The 21000-nt window shown below is 41.5% G+C and carries 15 protein-coding genes; 8 read left to right on the forward strand and 7 right to left on the reverse strand.

What is annotated here, in order from left to right; all coding sequences use genetic code 11:
- The first annotated feature begins 314 nt into the window (after positions 1–314).
- A complete protein-coding gene (locus GTQ43_RS05120; RefSeq protein WP_265271215.1) occupies positions 315–3143 on the forward strand; it encodes a CHAT domain-containing protein in 2829 nt (942 codons plus the stop codon).
- A gap of 790 nt (positions 3144–3933) precedes the next feature.
- Positions 3934–4842 (forward strand): hypothetical protein, encoded by a 909-nt coding sequence (locus GTQ43_RS05125; RefSeq protein WP_265271217.1) that lies wholly within the window; start codon positions 3934–3936, stop codon positions 4840–4842.
- 410 nt (positions 4843–5252) lie between these two features.
- Here GTQ43_RS05125 and GTQ43_RS05130 read toward each other — a convergent pair whose 3' ends face one another.
- The gene (locus tag GTQ43_RS05130) at positions 5253–5666 is read right to left on the reverse strand and encodes a DUF3775 domain-containing protein (protein WP_265271219.1); all 414 of its coding nucleotides are present in this window, start codon (positions 5664–5666) and stop codon (positions 5253–5255) included.
- A gap of 533 nt (positions 5667–6199) precedes the next feature.
- Between GTQ43_RS05130 and GTQ43_RS05135 the strand changes: the two genes are divergently transcribed.
- The 3 genes from GTQ43_RS05135 (at position 6200) to GTQ43_RS05145 (ending at position 9062) form a co-directional block, all read left to right on the forward strand.
- Positions 6200–7828: an NACHT domain-containing protein gene (locus GTQ43_RS05135; RefSeq protein WP_265271221.1), complete on the forward strand. Its 1629-nt coding sequence runs from the start codon at positions 6200–6202 to the stop codon at positions 7826–7828.
- On the forward strand, positions 7822–8511 hold the full coding sequence (locus tag GTQ43_RS05140) for an NACHT C-terminal helical domain 2-containing protein (protein ID WP_265271223.1): 690 nt from the start codon (positions 7822–7824) through the stop codon (positions 8509–8511). Before GTQ43_RS05135 ends, GTQ43_RS05140 begins: the two co-directional genes overlap by 7 nt.
- Positions 8512–8879: 368 nt before the next feature.
- Positions 8880–9062, forward strand: coding sequence for a hypothetical protein (locus tag GTQ43_RS05145; protein ID WP_265271225.1), 183 nt, complete (start codon positions 8880–8882; stop codon positions 9060–9062).
- 128 nt (positions 9063–9190) lie between these two features.
- Here the strand turns inward: GTQ43_RS05145 and mgtA are convergent, their stop codons facing one another.
- The 4 genes from mgtA to GTQ43_RS05165 form a co-directional block, all read right to left on the reverse strand.
- A complete protein-coding gene (gene mgtA, locus GTQ43_RS05150; protein WP_265271227.1) occupies positions 9191–11854 on the reverse strand; it encodes a magnesium-translocating P-type ATPase in 2664 nt (887 codons plus the stop codon).
- Between the two features lie 194 nt (positions 11855–12048).
- Positions 12049–12867 (reverse strand): potassium channel family protein, encoded by an 819-nt coding sequence (locus tag GTQ43_RS05155; RefSeq protein ID WP_265271229.1) that lies wholly within the window; start codon positions 12865–12867, stop codon positions 12049–12051.
- Entirely contained in the window at positions 12864–13175 is a 312-nt protein-coding gene (locus GTQ43_RS05160; protein ID WP_206264320.1) for a chaperone modulator CbpM, read from the reverse strand. The genes GTQ43_RS05155 and GTQ43_RS05160 overlap by 4 nt, the downstream gene beginning before the upstream one ends.
- Positions 13172–14116, reverse strand: coding sequence for a DnaJ C-terminal domain-containing protein (locus tag GTQ43_RS05165; protein WP_265271235.1), 945 nt, complete (start codon positions 14114–14116; stop codon positions 13172–13174). The genes GTQ43_RS05160 and GTQ43_RS05165 overlap by 4 nt, the downstream gene beginning before the upstream one ends.
- A 329-nt stretch (positions 14117–14445) precedes the next feature.
- On the opposite strand from GTQ43_RS05165, the gene GTQ43_RS05170 reads away from it, so the two are divergent.
- Positions 14446–14976: a hypothetical protein gene (locus tag GTQ43_RS05170; RefSeq protein WP_265271237.1), complete on the forward strand. Its 531-nt coding sequence runs from the start codon at positions 14446–14448 to the stop codon at positions 14974–14976.
- A 200-nt stretch (positions 14977–15176) separates the two neighbouring features.
- Here GTQ43_RS05170 and GTQ43_RS05175 read toward each other — a convergent pair whose 3' ends face one another.
- Both GTQ43_RS05175 and GTQ43_RS05180 read right to left on the reverse strand, forming a co-directional pair.
- The gene (locus tag GTQ43_RS05175; RefSeq protein WP_265271239.1) at positions 15177–15908 is read right to left on the reverse strand and encodes a ZIP family metal transporter; all 732 of its coding nucleotides are present in this window, start codon (positions 15906–15908) and stop codon (positions 15177–15179) included.
- A 176-nt stretch (positions 15909–16084) separates the two neighbouring features.
- Positions 16085–16831: a DUF6920 family protein gene (locus GTQ43_RS05180; protein ID WP_265271241.1), complete on the reverse strand. Its 747-nt coding sequence runs from the start codon at positions 16829–16831 to the stop codon at positions 16085–16087.
- A 444-nt stretch (positions 16832–17275) separates the two neighbouring features.
- Here GTQ43_RS05180 and GTQ43_RS05185 point away from each other — a divergent pair, with 444 nt between their 5' ends.
- A complete protein-coding gene (locus tag GTQ43_RS05185; protein WP_265271243.1) occupies positions 17276–17398 on the forward strand; it encodes a hypothetical protein in 123 nt (40 codons plus the stop codon).
- Between the two features lie 297 nt (positions 17399–17695).
- Positions 17696–20905, forward strand: coding sequence for a leucine-rich repeat domain-containing protein (locus tag GTQ43_RS05190; protein WP_265271245.1), 3210 nt, complete (start codon positions 17696–17698; stop codon positions 20903–20905).
- The last annotated feature ends 95 nt before the right edge of the window (positions 20906–21000 follow it).

Here is a 21000-nt window from a genome sequence, read left to right on the forward strand (position 1 = left end):
AATACTTAAATCATCATTCAATAATATCAGCAGAAGGCTTAGTCTCAGACAGTAATTAAATTAAGTTTGCTTAAGAAATACAACTGCTACACTCTAAATATTCATAACAATCCTCAAACCCACAGGAACCAAATCTCCGACTTCTTTGAGAAGTTGGGGATCTGCTGGTTACAGACTTTAACTACTTCCGGTTCCCAGATAGAAAAAATAGCAGTGGTAAATTGCAGAAAACTGCACACTTTAAAAAATTTCAGTTTTTTCTGCTGATTTCTGGTAATTTAAGCTAAGTACATATTTTATTTATGTGTATAAATATGAAAGCGAAAAATAAATATCTCAAAATATTAACCTCTTTGCGTTGGTGGATGCAGATGTTGCTGAAGGTGGGAAACATCTGTAAGAGACTAATTTATTTCTCTACTCAGCCACAACAAAAACCAAATCGGCATTACAGATTTATTCAAGTATTATTTTTGACAACTGTAATAACATATCTTTTGTTTGGACAAGTCGTATCTGCACAAACTCCAAATGTCACTGCATTAGTTGAACAAGGAGTTAAAGACTATAATGCCGGAAATTTTCAGAATGCGGTAAAACACTGGCAAGATGCATTAAATCAGTATAAAAATAATCCAGCAGCTACAGCGGTTGTAAATGAAAATTTGGCGCGTGCTTACCAACAAATAGGAGAAAATAAAGCAGCGATCGCATCGTTATCAGCAGCAATTAGTGACTATGGCGCTGTAGCAAATATCCAGCAAGTAGGACGCATGAAGTCAGAGCTAGCCCAAGTTTACAGCAATTTGGGACAACCCCGCAAAGCGATCGCACTTTTGTGTGGCAAAATGGCCGATAAAAATCAAAAGATAGAATGCACTCCCGAAAGTGCTACACAAATCGCCACAAAATACAACGATAAACGCGGTCAAGTTGCAGCCTTGGGAATTCTTGGTGAAGCATATCGCTTAATCGGCTATTACGACCAAGCAATTAAATCTTTGGAGATAGCACAACAACTTTATCCAGCCTATGACTTTTTGGTGTTAAATAGTTTGGGCAATGCTTACAAAAGTCGCGCTCAATTGCGAGAGTTACAAGCCGATTCTGCAAATAAAGCTGGCATTTATAGTAAAGAAAATGAATTTACTCAAAAGTCTATAGAAGACTATAATCAAGCTCACCAATATTTCCAGAAAAGTACAAAACTCGCCAGCGACCAAAAAGAATCTTTAGCAGAGATGCGAGGATTGTTAAATCTAATTCAGTTGGGTTCTCAGACAAATAAAAGCAAAATTATTAATCATGAGGAATTTAACAAAACCGTTAACGATGCTTTGAAGATTCTGGAAATTCTACCCGATTCAGCGACAAAAGTTTATGGAGCAATTGATTTAGCATACTTGCAGTCAGATGCTAAAGGAACTTCAACCTTTACTTACTGTCCAACTAACTTGATTTTACCAAATGCAGATGTATTAAGTTTGCTACAAAAATCAGTATTAGTGAGTCAAAATTTACAAGATAATCGTCTACTTTCTTATTCTAACGGTGCTTTGGGTCATTTCTGGGAATGTAGTCCAGATAATGAAAAAGCATTAAAATATACGCAAGCTGCTATCATCGCAGCAGATAACAAGTTGAGTGCAAAAGATAGTTTGTATTTGTGGGAGTGGCAAGCAGGACGCATTTTAGATCGACAAGAGGGAAAAAAAGAAGAAGCGATCGCATCCTATCAACGAGCATTTGATACCCTAGAAGATATTCGCAGCGATATTTTAACCGCCGAAAGGGATGTACAGTTTGACTTCCGCGATGTCGTGCGTCCATTGTACCGGAGATTGGCCCAGTCGCGTCTCGATTTGCTAGAAGTTGGTGCAAAGTCTACGACAGGCTACGTCTACGCAGATGAACGACAGGCGAAGGAATTATCAGCAGTAGTTAAAACTATCGATGCATTGAAATTAGCAGAATTACAAAATTATTTTGGCAATGATTGCATTTTAAGTGCCTTGAACCCTAAACAGGTGGGAGAACTCCTGAAGGATAATAGTGTCGCCTTTAAAAATACTGGGTTTTTGAGTTCCATAATTTTAGATGGCAAAACCGGGATGTTATTGCAGTTACCCAATCAACCAACTAAATTTAGGTGGATTGAAGACTCCAATCAACGAGGTGAAAGGAAAATAATTAGCAGTGATACCCTACAGAAAAAAATTGCCGAGTTTCGCACAGGACTAATTAAAGGAAAAGAAGAATTTAGCTACGATCCAACAACTGCGGCACAGCTTTATGATTGGATAATTCGCCCCTTTGCTGATGATATAAAACCGGAGAAAGTCAAAACCCTGGTATTTATTCAGGATGGGTTTTTACGTAGTGTCCCAATGGCAGCACTTTATGATAGGAAACAACAGAAATATTTAGTTGAAACCTATGCTATTGCTACAACCCCCAGCTTACGACTTACCACATCCAAAGCGCGCGATCGCAGGACAGAAAAGGCGTTAATTTTGGGTTTAACCCAAAAAGCCACAATCGACGGTAAGACTTTTGATGCGCTTTTTGCTGTTCCTGATGAGGTTAATGCAATTAAAAGTATATTTCCTAATCATACCGACCTGATGGATCGGGACTTTTCTCCTGAAAGTTTTCAGAAAACACTTGACAAAACCACATATCCTATTGTTCACATAGCTAGTCACGCTCAATTTGGGATTATTCCTGAAGACACCTTTATTGTCACAGGCAAAAACCAAAAACTTACCATTAGCCAATTAGAAAACTCACTGCGAAACCTCAACAGCAAATCGGATAGCGTCGAACTACTGACATTGACTGCATGCGAAACCGCAGTTGGCGACGATCGGTCTACACTAGGATTAGCAGGAGTTGCATTGCAAGTTGGGGTTAAAAGTGCGATCGCATCTTTGTGGAGTGTCACAGATGAGTCAACATCCGAATTAGTCAAAACCTTTTACACCAACTACCGCAACGCTGGCATGAGTATTGCAGAAGCATTGCAAACAGCCCAAATTAGAATGATTAATGCTAAAAAATTACCGCCATCTGAAGGGATAAACCCTAGTTATGACAATCCTGCGTATTGGGCACCAATGATTGCGATCGGTAATTGGCTTTGAAAGTAACACATCACCTCGGATCATATCATGTCCGCTTGATTACTTATTAAACTCGAATAGCCCCACCCCGCCAAAGCTATGCTTTGTCTCCCCTCCCTTTACTAAGGCTACGGTGTATACACAAGTCTGAAATAGCTGATTAACCGAGGCTTTACCCCACCCTAACCCTCCCCGTATGTATTGGGGAGGGAACAAGATTTTCCGGTTTCCCCCCTTTAATAAGGGGGGATTAAGGGGGGTAATTCGACTTGTGTGTACACCGTAGCCTTAGTAAAGGGAGGGGATTAAGGGGAGGGGTGAAATGACTGTGGGAATCATAACTAATTACCCGGACATGATATCATATCCGTTTAAGACTTATCATGAAAGCCTCAGGGGGAAAGAGAGTTTTCTGGTTTTTGCATAGATGCGATCGTCATAATCTTGTATATATTTGCGATCGCTTCTGGTGGTTGCTTCACCGATCTCAACCTCACTAAAGGCGATCGCTAAAAGACATCATGAGGTACTATGTCAAACAGGTAGCTTGTCCGCCAATATGGGCGTTACCCTGAAAGCGCAGTTTCAGTTCCAGAATCCCACGCTTTCATGCCTTGGGAGCGTCAAATTAACTCAGCGTGACGAGCATCCTTGCCAAACCAACAAGGAAGGTTCTACTTTTATGATTTTATTTGGCAACTCATCTTTTTACTCGTAAAATCGAAGACAAGATCAAGGTCAGTAGAAAAGAGTCCCTAAATTAATGAGTACGTTAATCAATCAGGGTGGAAGAGTTATCACGAAACCTCAGATGCTAGACCGAATAAACGATATCGGTTGGCAAGCTCACCAAGGTAGCGTTGCTGCGATTATTCAGCTATTGAACGAAAAACTAGCTAAGTCTGGAGTCAGAACTAGAGCCATTTTTTCTGATGGTGTCTTACAACTTCTGTGCGAGGCGGCTAGGGTTGAGCAACTTGAGCAAGCTTCTCTCGTAGAACAAATCCAGCAAATTCTTGAGTCCATTGCCCCGCGTCACATTCGCCGAGTTAATATCAACAGTCGGATTGTTCGAGAACAACAATTACTGTGGTTAAAAGAAATAGATAGCGATCGCGACAACCAATTACTTTGGTCACAGGAAATCGCCTTAATTCAGCCCAACATTGTAAAGCAACTAATTAAAGATTTCACAGAAGCTCAAGCTGAACTAGGAAAACCAAATTTCCCTAAAACTCAAGTTTCTCGTCCTTTGGTACTTATCAACAAAGAAAAACACAACAATAAACCTAAAACCAAGATATTAGCAGCAGTTGGTTTATGCTCGCTATTATTGCTTAGTTGGATTGTTTATGCCCAGTTAGGTAATAAATTGAAAAACCTAATGCAACTAGAAACTTCCAAATCTTTAACTACAGAAAAGACTAAAGAGACGAAGCCTCAAATAGCACCTCATGTTCCTAACAATAGCTTTGATCAGCCATCTGACGATCCATTTGCAATATCTGTGCGAATTGCAAATCTTGCTTCTACATCTGGGAAAACAGCTACAACCTCAACTCAGTGGTTAGAGATTGCTGCTAAGTGGCAACGGGCTTCAGATTTAATGAGTACGGTGCCACAAAACCATAGCCGTTATCAGGAAGCTAAAATTCGGACTCAACTATATAAGAAATATAGTGAGGCGGCGCAAAAAGAAGCAGATAAGAGTAAATCGTAGTCCAGTTTTGGGTGAAATCGTAGCGTTTTTAAACGCACTAGCTAGCAAAATAAGTGTATAGGCGTTTCGCCTTCCCGTAGGGTAGGAATACGGAGTCTAGCCAAATTTAATTCGCTACGAATTAGTTAAATACTGTACTTATTTTTCATTTCTTAAGAACCACTGCAAGCAAGAGCCAATTCTTCGCTCAAAATCAACTATATGTTAGTATTTCCAAAGCATAACGGGAACTAAGGTTAGGACTCAACTATTTAACAACGCTATAGATGTTATTAGTTATGAGTTTTCTGCTCAACCAAAATATCCACTCTATCTTGCATTTCTAGGTCGTATATCTCCAGACAAGGAGCGACATCATCATTAAAAGCTACTAACTATCAGATATAAAAGACCGCACGCAGCTACTCAACTTAATTGTTGCAGTGATTATTATTTATTTTTTTCAGCCCAGAGCGAAGATATTTAGCTAGGAAGTTCTTTTCGATAATATAACTAGTTGTATGGTTTTGAGGAATGAGATGTAGTACTTGTGCAATTAAATCGTTTAAGTCTGATGGTTGTTCACAGGATAAATATTGACCAAGCCAGATAAGGGCTATAACTTGTGCTTTTTCTTCTGAAGAAAAATCGTCTACATATTTATGTAGTACTCTGACTGATGTTCTTCCTGTCATTTCAAAATCTTCTAAATAATTAGACAATTTGTCTAGAAAAGTTTCTGGTATATTTACTTTCCCAAACAGTATATCTGATGACTTTGGGGAATAGATTAATTCAGCAAGCTCAATGATTTTATATACTTTACTAATTAATAAAAAATTCATATTTATCTTCAAGCTAAAATCATAGTGAATAAGGCCGAATATTGATCAGCACTTAGAGGTTGTTTGAAAAGTGATATGTTGTGATTTTAATCGAATTATTACCCCCTTAATCCCCCCGATATAAAGGGGGGAAACAAGAAAAATTCGGTTTCCTTACGCCACATGCTTCAAGTCGGCAAAGCCGCCTAACGCAGTGGCTCCCCTTTATAAGGGGAGGGTTAGGGTGGGGTAAAAAATATTTGATACATCAATCATGACTTTTCAAACATCCTCTTAATCTGTACTTCATAGAGTATGACAGATGGGTGCTTGAGATTAGGTATTGCTCAAAGTTTGAAATGTATAAAATAAGTTCATAGTGTTTGAGTTTATTACAAAAATTAATATATGTAACAGGATCTCACTAGAGCTAGAGTATTTTTTCTTAATTGTGTATAACCTTAACCAAGGAGGGATTTATTACCATAAAAAAAGCTCTAGGATAAAAGATGTTAATAAAAATTTGAGTTCTTGATTTTAGAAGTTTTTTTCCTATGGTCAAGCGATCGCTCGAAGCATCACTCACTGGGATTCAAGAGGCTAAAAGAGCGTTTGCTCGCAAGGGTTGGACACAAGACAATCTAGCAGCAGAAGTCAACCTCAAGACTAGACAACCAATTTGGCGGTTTTTCAGTGGTCGTCCAGTTGAGCGTCATACCTTTATTGAAATTTGTTTGATTTTAGAACTAAATTGGCGGGAGATTGCGACTAATCCCCCGGCAGAATTTTTGGGAATAGAAGAATACGCCCAGCCTCCTGTGGTGGATATTGATAAATTAGTGCAAAAAGTGCGATCGCAACGCTTTGAAAAAATTCAAGACCAGTGTGGTATTTTGCAGTTATTAGATATTAGCCGTCCAGTTGCGATCGATGACATATATATAGATGTAAATATTTTGGAGGAGATTGCTAGCCTTCAGTACTTAGAAATCAGCGATCTGCAAAACCTTGATCCCAAAGAATTTGACCGTTTTGGTTTAGGTGAGGCTGACGAAAAACAAATACCTGGTACACAGGCAGTTGAAAGATACTCCAAGCTCAGGGTGCTAGGCAAACCAGGAGTAGGTAAAACCACCTTTTTGCAATATCTTGCCATTCAGTGTAACCAAAACGCATTTACGGCAAATCAGGTGCCAATCTTCATCACCCTAAAAAATTTTGCTGAAGAATCTATTGTTACCAACGAGTTCAGCCTATTAAAATACATCAGCCAGGAGTTCCTTACATCTGGAATTTCCGATCCTTCAGTAATTGAAACTTTACTTAGTGCAGGCAGGGTATTACTGTTACTTGATGGTATGGATGAAGTTCTTCACCAACAAAGCAATGCTGTCTTAAGCGAAATTCGCAGGTTTTCAGAGAAGTATCACACAAATCAGTTCGTGGCGACCTGTCGAACAGCAGTTCAAAAACTCAGACTCCGAGGCTTTACCGATGTTGAAATTGCTCCCTTTACCTTAGAACAAATCCGAGCCTTCGCTCAAAAATGGTTTGTGGCCTTTACCAAGACCAACATTCAAGATGGTCTGGCCAAGTCCGTTGAGTTTATTCAGAAGTTGGAATTAGCTGAAAATTGGCAATTTCGCCAACTCGTCGTCACCCCCCTATTTCTGCATCTTGCCTGCTGGGTGTTTCACGGTCAAGAAAAATTTCCGACTAAGCGGACTGACTTTTATAAGGAAGGTTTAGACCTTCTATTGGGCAAATGGGATGAAGCCAGAGGCATTGAACGGGATGAAGTTTACCGAGGGTTTTTATTACCACAAAAGCTCAAATTATTGAGTCAAATTGCCGCAGCGACATTTGAGCAAGGTCAGTACTTTTTTGAGCAACGCGTCGTTGAGCAATATATTGGTGACTATATTCAGAATCTCAACAACGTGCCAATGGATGCAGAGGAACTGCAAATCGAAAGCGAAGCGGCGCTCAAAGCAATTGAGGCTCAACATGGGCTATTGGCAGAACGGGCGCGGGGAATTTTTTCCTTTTCCTATCTAGCATTTCAAGAATATTTCACAGCGAGGAAAATCGTTGCCAGCCATAACTTAGAGGCATTTGGGCAAGCGCTCTCTGGTCTGGTGAATCATATCACCGACCCCACTGGCGCGAAATCTTCTTGTTAACCGCTACCATGCTCAGGAGTGCAGACTCTCTAGTACAGTTGATGAAGCAACAGATTGATACACTCGTTGCCGAAGATGCTTATTTACAAGAGTTTTTGACCTGGGCTAGCCAAAAATCTCGCAGTATTCCTACCCAATCAAAAGATGCGACAGTTCGAGCATTTTACCTGGCCTTGAGTCGGACTCCTCACATAGCTTCCCACTTTGCCCTAGCCAGCAGCCTCGACCAGGGGATGTTTCTGGATGCGGCATTAGATGACCTGCTGCTGGAGTGTGCAATTGATGGAAACCAGGACTTTGCTCACATCCACGCCTGCGGAGAAGCTATGAGCAACATTTTGGGTATTGTTCTGGATGTAGGACTCCATAAATCCCTGCAACAACTCTCTGACGAATTGCCAAATTCTGGTCAAAGTCAACAACGGTTTGAGCTATGGTCGCAAACGAACTATTCAGCTTGGGCTGAACAGGTAAAGAAGACGGTGATTAATTATCGCAATATTAACCACGAGTGGCAATTTAGCTCTGAACAAGAGCAAGTGTTGCAACGCTACTATGATGCCAATCAACTACTACTCGATTGTCTGCATAGCAATTGTGAAGTGACAGCTGCTATTAGGCAAGAAATTGAAGCTACCTTATTGTTGCCTCAGAAGGAACTTGAGGATAGGGAATGGCAATAATTCTTTTGGTTAATTCCTGAAAGAGGTTTGGATTGCAAAAATCATCAAGAATTAAGTGTTGTGTCGTAGTTAATCAACTAATTCACAAAATCAAACAACACCAAATCATAGTACAGAAGCAGAATGTTTCACCTGAACCATGCAAGTGATTCTCTCGTACTTTTGATTTAGACTACCCGGTTATTGAGCCTCCCTTGTAGTTACGGTTTTTTCAATCCCGCTTTGCACTTAAAATCTTAATCGCAGGTTTTGTTATGAATTTAACTATTGCCTCTCCTTTCAAGGCTACGGTGTACACACAAGAAGCCTTTGGTGAAGCAGTTAGTAACAGAAACAGTAAAACTGCTTAAATATTCTGGGAGAAGATTATGAAAACGGCAAGAAATAACCCACTAGATATACGCTACATTAGTCTGAAAGTAAGAGAGTTAATTAAGCAATACGCTGTTGTAAATAACTGTACGCAGGATGAAATGTTAGAGCGTATTGTTTTAGAGTGGAACAGCCAACAAAGCGAGAGCGAACGACCATCAGGAGACGAAGATGAATAGCTTTTTGTACAAGCCCTTGGCTGGCGTAATAGGTTTGAATCTTACTCCCCAACGCTAGTAGGGAAGGGGCTGTTCTTGTTAGGTTTGGGAGACTTTGATGTTACCAAAAATACTTTTCAAACACCCTCTTAGGTATATCCATATTTCTTGATAAACCAAGTTTTCACAAATTGAGTCAATATACAATAGCAAGTTAAGATTAAAGCTAACCAAAGAAAATAAACGGCTGGCAAAGGAACAAACCCTAAATCGGCTCCAATTGGAGAAAATGGCAGATACATTCCGACTGCCATCACAGTGGCGGTGATCAACAGCATGGGCAAAGAAGCCCGACTCTGGAAAAAAGGAATCTTAGGCGTGCGAATCACATGGACAATCAGCGTTTGAGTCATCAGACTTTCGACAAACCAACCTGTTTGGAACAAAGCTTGATTGTCTACAGAAGTCGCCCCAAATACAAACCACATCAAGGCATAGGTAGAATAGTCGAAAATAGAGCTAACTGGGCCAATGAAGATCATAAAGCGCCGGATATTATCAACTTTCCATTTCGGCGGCTTGATTAGGGCTTCTTGATCCACATCATCGAAGGGGATGCCCGTTTGCGAAAAGTCGTAGAGAAGATTATTGATCAATATCTGCACTGGCTGCATCGGTAAAAATGGCAGAATAGCACTCGCACCCAAGACGCTAAACATATTGCCAAAGTTAGAGCTAGTACCCATTCTGATATATTTGATGATGTTGGCAAAAGTCTTGCGACCTTCGATTACCCCAGATTCCAGGATTAATAAGTTTTTTTCTAACAAAATGATGTCTGCCGACTCTTTAGCAATATCGACTGCCGTATCAACCGAGATGCCCACATCTGCCTCCCGCAAAGCAGCTGCATCATTGATCCCATCTCCCATGTATCCTACAACGTTGCCGTTCTTTCGCAGCACCTGTATAATTTTGGCTTTTTGAGTCGGAGAAAATTTAGCAAAAATAGTTGTGTTTGCAGCAGATGAAGCTAATTCATTATCTGATAAAGATTCAATATCGCTACCTAATAAAACATTTTGGACAGGTAAGCCAACATCTTTGCAGATTTTACGAGTAATGATTTCATTATCCCCAGTTATAATTTTTATATCAACTCCATTGCGTTTGAGGGCTTTAATCGCTTGGGCTGCGGAATCTTTGGGCGGATCGAGAAACGCAATGTTACCCAACAGAACCAAATTACTCTCATCGGGAATCGCGTAATGTGATTGATCCGTTGGCATCACTTTGTATGCCACTGCAACTACCCGTAACCCTTCAGAGTTTAGTTTTTGTTGTAAATCGGCAACCTTGGTGCGGACTGACTCATCCATTGGCAAAACCTTGTCATCAACTTTGAGTTGAGTGCAGACTTTTAGGACTTCTTCAACCGCACCTTTGCAAATCAGGATATGCTGTTTTCCCATTTCTTCGACGACAACAGACATCCGACGACGCACAAAGTCAAAGGGAATTTCATCAAATTTCTGGTAGTTTTTCTCAATGTCTAAAGATTCAAGTTCTTGATTGTGAGCGAGAACGGCGACATCTAATAAATTTTTTAAGCCAGTCTGGTAAAAGCTATTGAGATAGGCATATTTGAGAACATCTGTACTCTCTTGACCGTAGGGATCTAAGTGCCTCTGCAAGACGATTTTATCTTGAGTTAGAGTGCCTGTTTTGTCAGTACACAAAATATTCATGGAGCCAAAATCTTGAATTGCATCAATGTTTTTGACAATCACCTTTTTGTTAGACATGGTAATTGCACCCTTGGCCAAATTGGCTGTGACAATCACAGGTAACATTTCTGGAGCCAATCCCACAGCCACAGATAAACCAAATGTGAATGCCTCGATCCAATTGCCTTTAACCACCCCATTGATCAAAAAGACTAGTGGAGCCATGACCAGCATAAAGCGCAACAGCAGCATAGTTACGCCATTCACGCCTTTGTCAAAGCTCGTGCGTGGTTTGCGTCCACTAACGGTTTTAGCCAGTGATGCTAGATAAGTATGACTACCCGTTTCGGCAACAACGGCTGTTCCAGAACCACTGACTACCGCCGTACCCATAAAACAGAGATTGACTAACTCTAGTGGGTTTTTCTCCTTGTGATCTGGGAGTTCTGGGTGTTTTTCAGTGGGTAGAGACTCCCCGGTGAGGGTTGACTGACTGAGGAATAAATCTTTGGTAGCAATCAGCCTGACATCGGCTGGAATCATATCTCCGGCTGAAAGAAAGATGACATCACCAGGTACCAGCAACTTTACGGCAATTTCTTTTCCGGCTGTGATTCCCTTATCTTTTTTCGGTGCGGCACCCTTGCGGCTCACCGTTGCGGTTGCACTCACCATTTCCCGCAGCTTTTCGGCGGCTTTGTTCGACTGAAATTCTTGTGAAAAGCGCAGCAAACCACCGAAAATCACCATCGCAAAAATGATCAAGGCGGCTGTCGGACTCCCAGTTAATAGTGAAATCGTCGCCAGAACAATGAGTAAAAGCGAGAGGGGATTAGTCACCGTTTTCAGCAGTTGAATATACCACGCGATCGCTTTTTGACGGGCGATCTCATTTAGCCCGGATTTCCCTAACCTCTGCTTGGCTTCAGTCTCAGTCAGCCCCTCCAGGGAAGTGTCAAATAAGTGCAGAACTCCATCCACATCATGTTGAGCGATATCGATAAGCGCGTTGGATGCATCTTTAGATGAGCTAGATCCCGTTTTAGGCTTTTTAGATGAATTGGGAGACTGGCTTAACGTCTTCATAAGGTAAGCTCCAAAACGTGGAGAGTTGGGGATTCATCGGTTTAATTTTTTGGGTTTAGTCAACTGATTTGCGTTAACTTAGGGACTGACAAGAAATAATTGTTAGCCTACCCTTTAAAATTGGCAAAGGTATTGTTCTTGAGGAAGATTTTCTATGACAGCAAGGTTTTATTTAATTTGCGATACTTTGGAAGTTATTGGTCTAAATTTTGTCGTGCTAAGGCTTGAATCTCAGTTCGCAGTGCGGTAATTTCTGCTTGCAGGGCTTGAATTGATTTTGCACCTGCCAGTTCTGCTTGATCATTCTCGGCATCCTGATCAACAAAAAATACTGCTAGCGTTGCTGTTGCATAACCACAGACCGCGATCGCATACAGTGCTAGTAAAAAGCATAATACCCTTCCTTCTGCCGTCTTTGGAAAGTAATCAGATCCCATCGTGGTCATCACCATTGCTGTCCACCACAGGGCAGTGCCATAGTCAGTTATACCAACAGTACCAACAGAAAGTTTGTGTTCAAACGCATAAATTCCAGTTGCTCCAACCAAGATGACGATTGCAGTTAATCCCACCACATAGCGCACTCCTCGACGCTGAACACTTGTTGCGAGTAACCGCATTCCTCTATTGGTTCGTGCCATAACTCCCAACAAATGTAACCCACGAACCACATGAACTGATTGCAAAGACTGTATGACTCCCACAATCCGAAAGGTTCGCACAGCCGGGATAAGCAGAGAAAAGACGATTAACCAGTTGTGTTTGAGGTAAGAAATTTTGCGGGGAGCGACAAGAAATTTGATCCCAAAATCCACGATAAAGGCGATCCAAATGATGATGGCGATCGCTTCTAATAGAGGATTCAACCCCCAAACTAGCTCAACAATAAAAAGTCCTAACCAAGCAAAGCCCAGCACCAGCATCGGCGTTTCTAGCCAATCTTCCAACTGTTGCAGCACTTCGCTGCGCTCTTGATCTAACGCCGGCTTTGACTGTTGGTTCAGATCGCTCATAACGAGTTCGATGAATGAGACTGATACACTTTTAACTGTGCCCGTAATTGGGCAATTTCAGTCGTCATATCTAGCACCATTGCCGCTCCGACTAAGTTCAGCCCCAAATCTCGACGCAAGCGTTGAATCTGAGCAATTCGCGCAATCTCGCGGGAATGTAGCAAATCACCGATGGGTTCGATTACGCCTAACTCAACGTAAAACTTCACAAGGGTAATCGAAGTCTTAGTGATCAACGCAGCATATTCAAAGCTGTAAAGTTGTTCACCTTCTAGTGAAACCACGGTTTTTGAAAGGCTGAAGGTCATAATTTTATCTCCTCTAATTGGGTACGTGGGTTAAAGCTAGTGTTTGCCTGGATTTTTTCGTAATATTCTTGCTCGATCGCACTCAGGTCTTGCGGGGTGACAATCTGAAGTTTGGCAAATAAATCACCTCGTCCCCCTTTTGGCAATGTCCAGCCTTTGCCGCGCAGTCTTAGGGATTGCCCCGATCGCACCCCTTTGGGAACTTTCATTGTCACGCTACCATCGGGGGTAGGCACGCTAATTTCTGCCCCTAAAACCGCTTCATCAGGGCGAATTGGAATGTCGCAAACGAGGTTATCGCCCTCAAATCGATAGAAGGGATGAGTTAACACCTCGATAGTTAGATACAAATCGCCACGCTGTTGAGAGAACGGACTAGGACGACCTTTACCCTTGAGCCGAATTCGACTGCCTGGTTTTGCACCTGCGGGAATGCGGACGTTGATGGTTTCGTCATCGAGTTGCAGCCGCTTTTGGACACCGTGAAATGCTTCGGAAAATGTAAGTGCGATCGCAGCTTCGGTATCCGGTGCGGGAGCTTGAGAACGAAATCCACCATTAAAATTATCAAAGCCACCAGTGGAGGTTTTACCTCTTGATCGACCCAGCAGATCGTTGATAAACGAATCAAAATCGCCGTACTGATCGAAGTCGGTTGTACCAACATTAGTGGAACTAGGTGGCGGCGCTTCAGTGTAACCAGGGTGATTCCAGTGCTGACCAAAGCGATCGTACTTCTGCCGCTTCTCTGGATCAGAAAGTACCTCATTCGCTTCATTTAGTTCTTTAAACTTTGTTTCTGCGTCTTTGTCTCCAGGATTAAGGTCAGGATGATATTTGCGGGCAAGTTTGCGATAAACCCGTTTGATTTCTTCGGGGGTTGCGGTTTTGCTTACTCCCAAAATGGCATAGTAGTCTTTAAAGTCTGTTGCAGTTGGCATCACTGACCTCTTGATTGCGGGTTATTCTGCGGTGGGTAGTAAGCTACTCCTGATTATCACAATTTTTCATGTCCAGTTTCTCCTTAAAAAGGAGGACTTTGAGAAGGTTATTCCCTCGGATGTATTGGGGGGATCGGGGGGATATAGATACAAGCGTAGACTTTTCAAACATCCTCTAATGATAATCCTTTAAATCAAGGGGGACTTACTCCTAAGATTGTTGATCCTACAACTCCGGCTCTATCATATGAATTACCATCTGTTTGGGCTGGATGGCTTGAATAAGTTGCAGTTCAAGGGTCAGGAAAAGTTACGAAAGGTAATACAAAATGACAGTGTTAGATAGTGAAGAGGTTGTGATAGTTGTCCGCCATAAAGATAGAATCTACTGGTTCCGTTGTGATAGAGATTTATGGGTTCTTGATGTAAACAAGTGGCGCGCTGAGTTCATTATGCATGGATATAATGTTCCGGAGTTTAACGACTCATTCAGATTTAGTATTCATGTAGTGAATCAAGAGAATGCTCAACAATTTCTTGATTTTATGTCAAAGTATCAGGTGAATAAGGACGAGTTGAGTCTAGCATTGGTTCAGAGATATTCGTCAGCCAGATCCTGGTGGGATGTAAAGGATTTATTTCCTATTATGTTTGTCAACTTTGACAACTGTGAGGTTGGTGCATTTTATCCGGATGGTGTGCCTATGGAGCGTTATTTGCCAGATGGTTGGAAAGGAGAGTTTGTCGATTTTGCAAATGAATATCCTGAGGATATCTTTCCTATTGAAGAAAAGTTTTGGATTAAAAAAGGGTGTGATCTTCTTGCTTTATTAAACAAAAGAGGTGCTGAACAGTCGTAAATATTGCTGCCAACTTCTATTTGGAGATCAAATCAAATTTAAAGGGTAGGTCTGCTCGTTTGGTAAAAAACTTTTACCTCATCAATTTGTTTACTTTTAGTCTAAATATTTACGAGATTAGGCGAGTTTAATTACAAAAAGTGATCGTTCGATCAAGTTGATGGAAACTAGAGTTTTGTGAACAATATAGAGTTGCTGAGTTATTCAAGATAAGACGAGAACAACATTGAAAGTGCAAAACTCCCGATAAACGTCAACGTTGATAAGTTTGTATCTTGAGTTTGATGGGCTTCCGGCAGAATTTCTTCAACGATCGCCACCATTAAAGTGCCTGTTGTAAATGCAAGTACAATTAACTTGGGCAGATCAGATTGTCCGCGCAATCCCCAATAGCCCAGCGTCGCGCCCAGCCAAACAGGGATAAGAAACGCCGCAAGTAACCAAAATCGCTGTGTTCGCGGCATATTTTGACTCTTAAACTCTGCGTTGGTGACAAATCCTTCGGGAATGTGAGCCACAACTCTCCCCGATGCCAGGACTACCCCTAGATGAGGTGCGATCGTTAAACTGGTGCCAATCATTAAGCCATCGCCAAATAAGTCAATGGCAATGCTCAGAAAAATCACCCAACTAACGGTATTATGATCAACACCACGCAGTCGATTTTTGCTTAACTTGAGAAGCTGATTAATCCAGACAAAAAAAGCTCCACCTAAAAACAACGCTAGAATAGCTGCCCAAACAGGTTTAGCGATCGCAACTCTTGGTATTAGTTCAGTAGATGCGATTGCCAACAACACGCCAGCAGCAGCGTGCAGTGCAAGTCCTAATGTTTGTTTTGATGATGGTAAGGCTTCAGCAATCATTGCTCCCATGAAGTTGCTGACAACAGGCAAAGCTGATAGTGTTAGAGCAAATAGAAATTCTTGCATAGGTCAGGCTCCGCTAATCCGAATACCATTTCTTTGTGAGGCTGCGCTAAACCCTTTTAACTTCTTTCTTTCTTTCTTTGTGTTCTTTGCGTCCTTTGCGGTTCGTTTTTCTTAAATAGGATTTATTGCATCTTCATACAGAATTGGTAAAAAATACTCTTTGATGTTTAATCGTTCTACCGATAGATTGCATCATCGATTGTGGCTCGGAAAAATTCGCCCTCTGACTTAAACCGCTCAGTGCCAAAGTACCATCCAATTTGTAGACGAGTCGGAATAGTGTAGCCAGAGAATGTGCGTTCTTCCTCCATAATTCCACCGAAGTCCATATAATGAAACTCAGAGCCATCAAGGTTATTCCAGCGCGGCAGCTTGAAAGTCTTGAGCCGTCCCGTTTGATCGATGGTAAAATCTAGTTCGGCTCTCTCACCTTGCACTACAAAACTGGAATGTAAATGTGATGAATCCATTGTTGTCCATGACACATCATCACCACACAACGCAGATGGCAAACAGATTGACTCAGACTGAAGACGACCAACAGCAGACCGCGTAATATCGGAACCCGAAGCTGTCATCACCGGGAAAATTCCTAAAAGTTTCCATTGCATTGCACCTACACCGTCTATAATTCGATCCGATCCCACAATTGGCAAACCATTCATCCATGCCGTAGCACTCCAAATCAGTCCATGCTCCCAGCAAATAACTTGCTCTGCTTTGAATGGAATCCAACTCTTCAATTTAATTTCGCCGTGCATCTGCAATCGAACCGCAGATGCAATTTTGGTTCCAGGAGCGATCGCGTGTTCGAGATATCGTCTTGTTGATTCTGGCAGGTGAGAGAGTTCATCTGAGTGGAATACACGATCATTAGATGTCGCAGAATTCCATAGCGTATTGAGAGAAATCTGTTTAGTCATTATTGCCGCCAGTATTTTTAATTCAGAATTTGATAGATTGTGATGATAAAAATGATTGCAAAAATAGATGTATAGATCGACTTAGTATATTTGGCTAACCAACTTGGAAGATAAATATCAAAATTGTCCTTTTTTGAATTTGAATATTTTCGGGCAAGCAGATTTAATGGACAGTGTAATTTAAAGGTTAGTAGAGTTAACCCTTCTATAAATACAAATCCATAACCAATCCAGAGCCAGAGATCGAGTTTATTTGCGATTGCGGCATAAAGCATATAGAAAATCACAAAGTTGAAGAATACCCATATCAACGTGTGAATAATTTTAATCAGCGTCAATTTGGTTTCATTTTCCATATTGGTTTTAGTGTGACGGATGGTTGTTCTATTTCCTGAATGAATTGATTGAATACGATATAAAACGTAACAGTAAATTTTGTAAAGAATGCCAAAAATTGATCGCAGGTATAATAACAGAGATAGCCATAAACCAGATTTAAAGTTATGCGATCGCCTTTTCCCATCATCTCAAGGCGCGATGTCTACGACGGGCTACGCCTACGCCTAAATCTGCAATATCTCAAACAGCGATCCAATACGGTTCGGTTAAGGCAAGAGACGCGATAAATCGCCGTCTCTACAAAGGACTGATTATTGTAGAGACGGCGATTTATCGCGTCTTTGTGATTTAGGGCGTATCACCAAAAAACCTTATCCGAACAGTATTGAACAGCGATCGCCTAAATCCAGAATATTCCAAACAGCGAACTGACAGATCGCCAAAAAATGATGGTCTAGCATTTTCCCTAATCAGTTAAGATAATCTTCATCAATCTTCTTTCCTTTTACCCTTCTCCTTGGAATTATGACGCAGGATGAGTTATTACAACTGATAGATCGCGCTGTAGCTGAGGGTTGGCGAGAGTTAGACTTGTCGGGGCAAGAGTTGACTGAGTTACCTGTGGAAATTGGTAAGTTGCAGCAGCTTGAGTCTTTGATTTTGGGAAAGAAGATTGAAGGTTATGAAGGAGTAGGAGGCCGCGTTCTCGAAAAGGTTTCAGGCAACAATTTAAAAACGCTTCCTCTCGAACTATTGGGTTTGCCTAATTTGCGGAAGTTGGATATTAGTGGCAATCCTTTAGAGAGCATTCCCGATGTGGTAACGCAAATACTACATTTAGAGGAACTTATCTTAATTCGAGTAGAGCTAACTGAAATACCTGATGCGATCGCTAATTTAACCAATCTGACGCAGCTTATCCTAAGTGGCAACCAAATAACCCAGATCCCAGAGGCAATCGCAAATTTAACCAATCTGACTGCGCTTTCCCTCCTTAACAACCAAATTACGCAGATTCCAGAGGCGATCGCAAATTTAACCAATCTGACTATGCTTTTCCTCCATAACAACCAAATTACGCAGATTCCAGAGGCGATCACAAATTTAACCAATCTGACAAACCTTGACCTTAGTAACAACCAAATTACGCAGATTCCAGAGGCGATCACGAATTTAACCAATCTGAATTTGCTTTTCCTCTATAACAACCAAATTACGCAGATTCCAGAGGCGATCGCTAAATTAACCAATCTAACAGAGCTTTACCTCTTTTCCAACCAAATTACGCAGATTCCAGAGGCGATCGCTAAATTAACCAATCTAACAGAGCTTTACCTCTTTTCCAACCAAATTACGCAGATTCTAGAGGCAATCGCTAAATTAACCAATCTGACGCAGCTTGACCTCAGATCCAACCAAATAACCAAGATTCCAGAGGCAATCGCTAATTTAACCAATCTGACGCAGCTTGACCTCAGTTACAACCAAATAACCGAAATTCCAGAGGCAATCGCTAATTTAACCAATCTGACGCAGCTTGACCTCAGTTACAACCAAATCACCAAGATTCCAGAGGCGATCGCTAATTTAACCAATCTGACGCAGCTTTACCTTAGTAACAACCAAATAACCAAGATTCCAGAGGCGATCGAAAGTTTGCCAAAATTAGAAACTCTAGATTTACAGGGAAATCCGCTTCCTATTTCACCAGAGATTTTAGGATCTTTTGATCATGTTGGTTCAGTTAAAAAAATTTTCAATTATTTTCAATTACTCCGTAGCGGTGAAGTGCGTCCACTCAACGAAGCCAAACTCTTGCTCATTGGACAAGGCAGCGTCGGCAAGACATCCCTCATTGAGCGACTAATCCGCAATAAATATGATAAAAATCAACCCCAAACCGACGGACTCAATGTGGAAACTTGGAACGTCCAGGTCAATAGCAAAGACATCCGCCTCAATGTTTGGGACTTTGGCGGACAGGAAATTTATCATGCCACCCATCAGTTTTTTCTCACTAAGCGCAGCCTCTATCTCCTAGTCTGTAATTGTCGCACCAGCGAAGAAGAAAACCGCATCGAATATTGGCTCAAACTAATCGAAAGCTTCGGCGGACAGTCCCCCGTGATTATCGTTGGCAACAAAAAAGACGAACAACCCCTCGACATCAATCGCAAAGCATTACGCGAAAAATATTCTAACATCCAAGCGATTATCGAAACCTCTTGCCAAGACAATATCGGCATTGATGAACTCCGCGCCGCTATTTTGGAGCAAATCGGCAACCTCAAAGAAGTCTACGACCTTTTACCCCTCTCATGGTTCGAGGTTAAACAACAACTCGAATCCATGCCCCAAGACTTCATCAGCTACAACCGATACATCGGCATCTGCCACGAAAACAAGATTCCCGAAGAACAAAACCAAGATCAACTCATCGATCTCCTCCATCGACTTGGCTTAGTTCTCAACTTCCGCGATCATCCCATCCTCAAAGATACCAACGTCCTCAAACCCAACTGGGTGACAGAAGGCATTTATGCGCTCCTGAGCGATGAAAACCTCAAAACTCAAACCAAAGGCATTTTCACACCCGCCGATCTCATCCGCATCCTCAATCCAGAGCGCTACCCTACTAAGCGTCATGGCTATCTGATTGAACTGATGAAAGAATTTGAGCTTGGCTTTGAATTAGCTTGTTACCCACCACAATTTCTGATTGCGGGACTTCTGCCCAAAGACCAACCAGACGAAACAGAACTAGAAGGCGAAACCCTGGAATTTCAATACCATTACAAAGTTCTCCCCGAAAGCATCATTTCCCGCTTCATCGTCAACACCCACGAAAAAATTCATAAGCATATCTATTGGCGCAGTGGCGTAATGCTGCAATATCAAGAAAACAACGAAATCTACAACATCGCTCGGATCAAAGCCGATCCCGAAGACAAAAAAATTTTTATCACCATTAGCGAACGCAAAGAAACCCGTCGCTTATTTCTCGGCATTCTCCGCGATGTCTTCCAAAAAATTCACAAAAGTCTGCCTAATCTCGAAATCACCGAATGGGTTCCCGTCCCCAACCATCCCAACCACCCGCCCCTTGACTACCAAGAACTCCTCGGACTCGAATCAATGGGTGAAAGCACAATCACCATCGGCAAACTAAAATTAAAACTCGATTTGCGTCAACTACTTGATGGGTATGAAGATATAAGAACTCGACAAAGACAACAAATAGACAAAGAAATTATTGAATCATTCCCCATTAAGGAACCAATTATGTCAGAAAGCATCAGAAACCAAATATTTGTTAGTTACAGTCATCAAGATGCAGAATGGTTAACAGAACTGCAAAAACAACTAAAACCCTATATTCGTGCAGAAGGTTTGATCGTTTGGGATGACACCAAAATCAAACCTGGCGCAAAATGGAAAACCGAGATTGAAAAAGCATTAGCGACGGCTAAAGTTGCTATCCTGCTAGTCAGCCCTAACTTTATAGCCTCTGATTTCATCCACAAACATGAGCTACCCCCCTTACTCAACGCAGCCGAAGAAGAGGGATTAACCATTTTCTGGATTCCAATTAGTGCAAGCTCATACAGAAAAACCGACATCCAAGAATACCAAGCTGCTCACCCTCCAAGTAAACCCCTCGACAGTCTAAGTAAGGCAGAATGTAACCAAGCTTGGGTGAAAATTTGCGAAGAAGTCGAAAAGGCAATAAAATAAAACCTATTTAAATATTGACAAAATCCAACTCAAATGTTGCGCAAATAGGGAGCAAATTAGGCATAGAACTAAAGCTTCCGCCTGTTAAATAGACT

The sequence above is a fragment of the Nostoc sp. KVJ3 genome (genome assembly GCF_026127265.1).
GTDB lineage: Bacteria > Cyanobacteriota > Cyanobacteriia > Cyanobacteriales > Nostocaceae > Nostoc.

Excerpts from the sequence above, each read along its gene's own strand:
- GTQ43_RS05170 (WP_265271237.1), top strand. The coding sequence starts at position 14,446 with ATGACAGTGTTAGATAGTGAAGAGGTTGTGATAGTTGTCCGCCATAAA.
- GTQ43_RS05155 (WP_265271229.1), bottom strand. The coding sequence starts at position 12,867 with ATGAGCGATCTGAACCAACAGTCAAAGCCGGCGTTAGATCAAGAGCGC.
- mgtA (WP_265271227.1), bottom strand. The coding sequence starts at position 11,854 with ATGAAGACGTTAAGCCAGTCTCCCAATTCATCTAAAAAGCCTAAAACG.
- GTQ43_RS05190 (WP_265271245.1), top strand. The coding sequence starts at position 17,696 with ATGACGCAGGATGAGTTATTACAACTGATAGATCGCGCTGTAGCTGAG.
- GTQ43_RS05185 (WP_265271243.1), top strand. The coding sequence starts at position 17,276 with ATGCCAAAAATTGATCGCAGGTATAATAACAGAGATAGCCATAAACCA.
- GTQ43_RS05165 (WP_265271235.1), bottom strand. The coding sequence starts at position 14,116 with ATGCCAACTGCAACAGACTTTAAAGACTACTATGCCATTTTGGGAGTA.
- GTQ43_RS05135 (WP_265271221.1), top strand. The coding sequence starts at position 6,200 with ATGGTCAAGCGATCGCTCGAAGCATCACTCACTGGGATTCAAGAGGCT.
- GTQ43_RS05125 (WP_265271217.1), top strand. The coding sequence starts at position 3,934 with ATGCTAGACCGAATAAACGATATCGGTTGGCAAGCTCACCAAGGTAGC.
- GTQ43_RS05120 (WP_265271215.1), top strand. The coding sequence starts at position 315 with ATGAAAGCGAAAAATAAATATCTCAAAATATTAACCTCTTTGCGTTGG.
- GTQ43_RS05175 (WP_265271239.1), bottom strand. The coding sequence starts at position 15,908 with ATGCAAGAATTTCTATTTGCTCTAACACTATCAGCTTTGCCTGTTGTC.
- GTQ43_RS05130 (WP_265271219.1), bottom strand. The coding sequence starts at position 5,666 with ATGAATTTTTTATTAATTAGTAAAGTATATAAAATCATTGAGCTTGCT.
- GTQ43_RS05145 (WP_265271225.1), top strand. The coding sequence starts at position 8,880 with ATGAAAACGGCAAGAAATAACCCACTAGATATACGCTACATTAGTCTG.
- GTQ43_RS05180 (WP_265271241.1), bottom strand. The coding sequence starts at position 16,831 with ATGACTAAACAGATTTCTCTCAATACGCTATGGAATTCTGCGACATCT.
- GTQ43_RS05160 (WP_206264320.1), bottom strand. The coding sequence starts at position 13,175 with ATGACCTTCAGCCTTTCAAAAACCGTGGTTTCACTAGAAGGTGAACAA.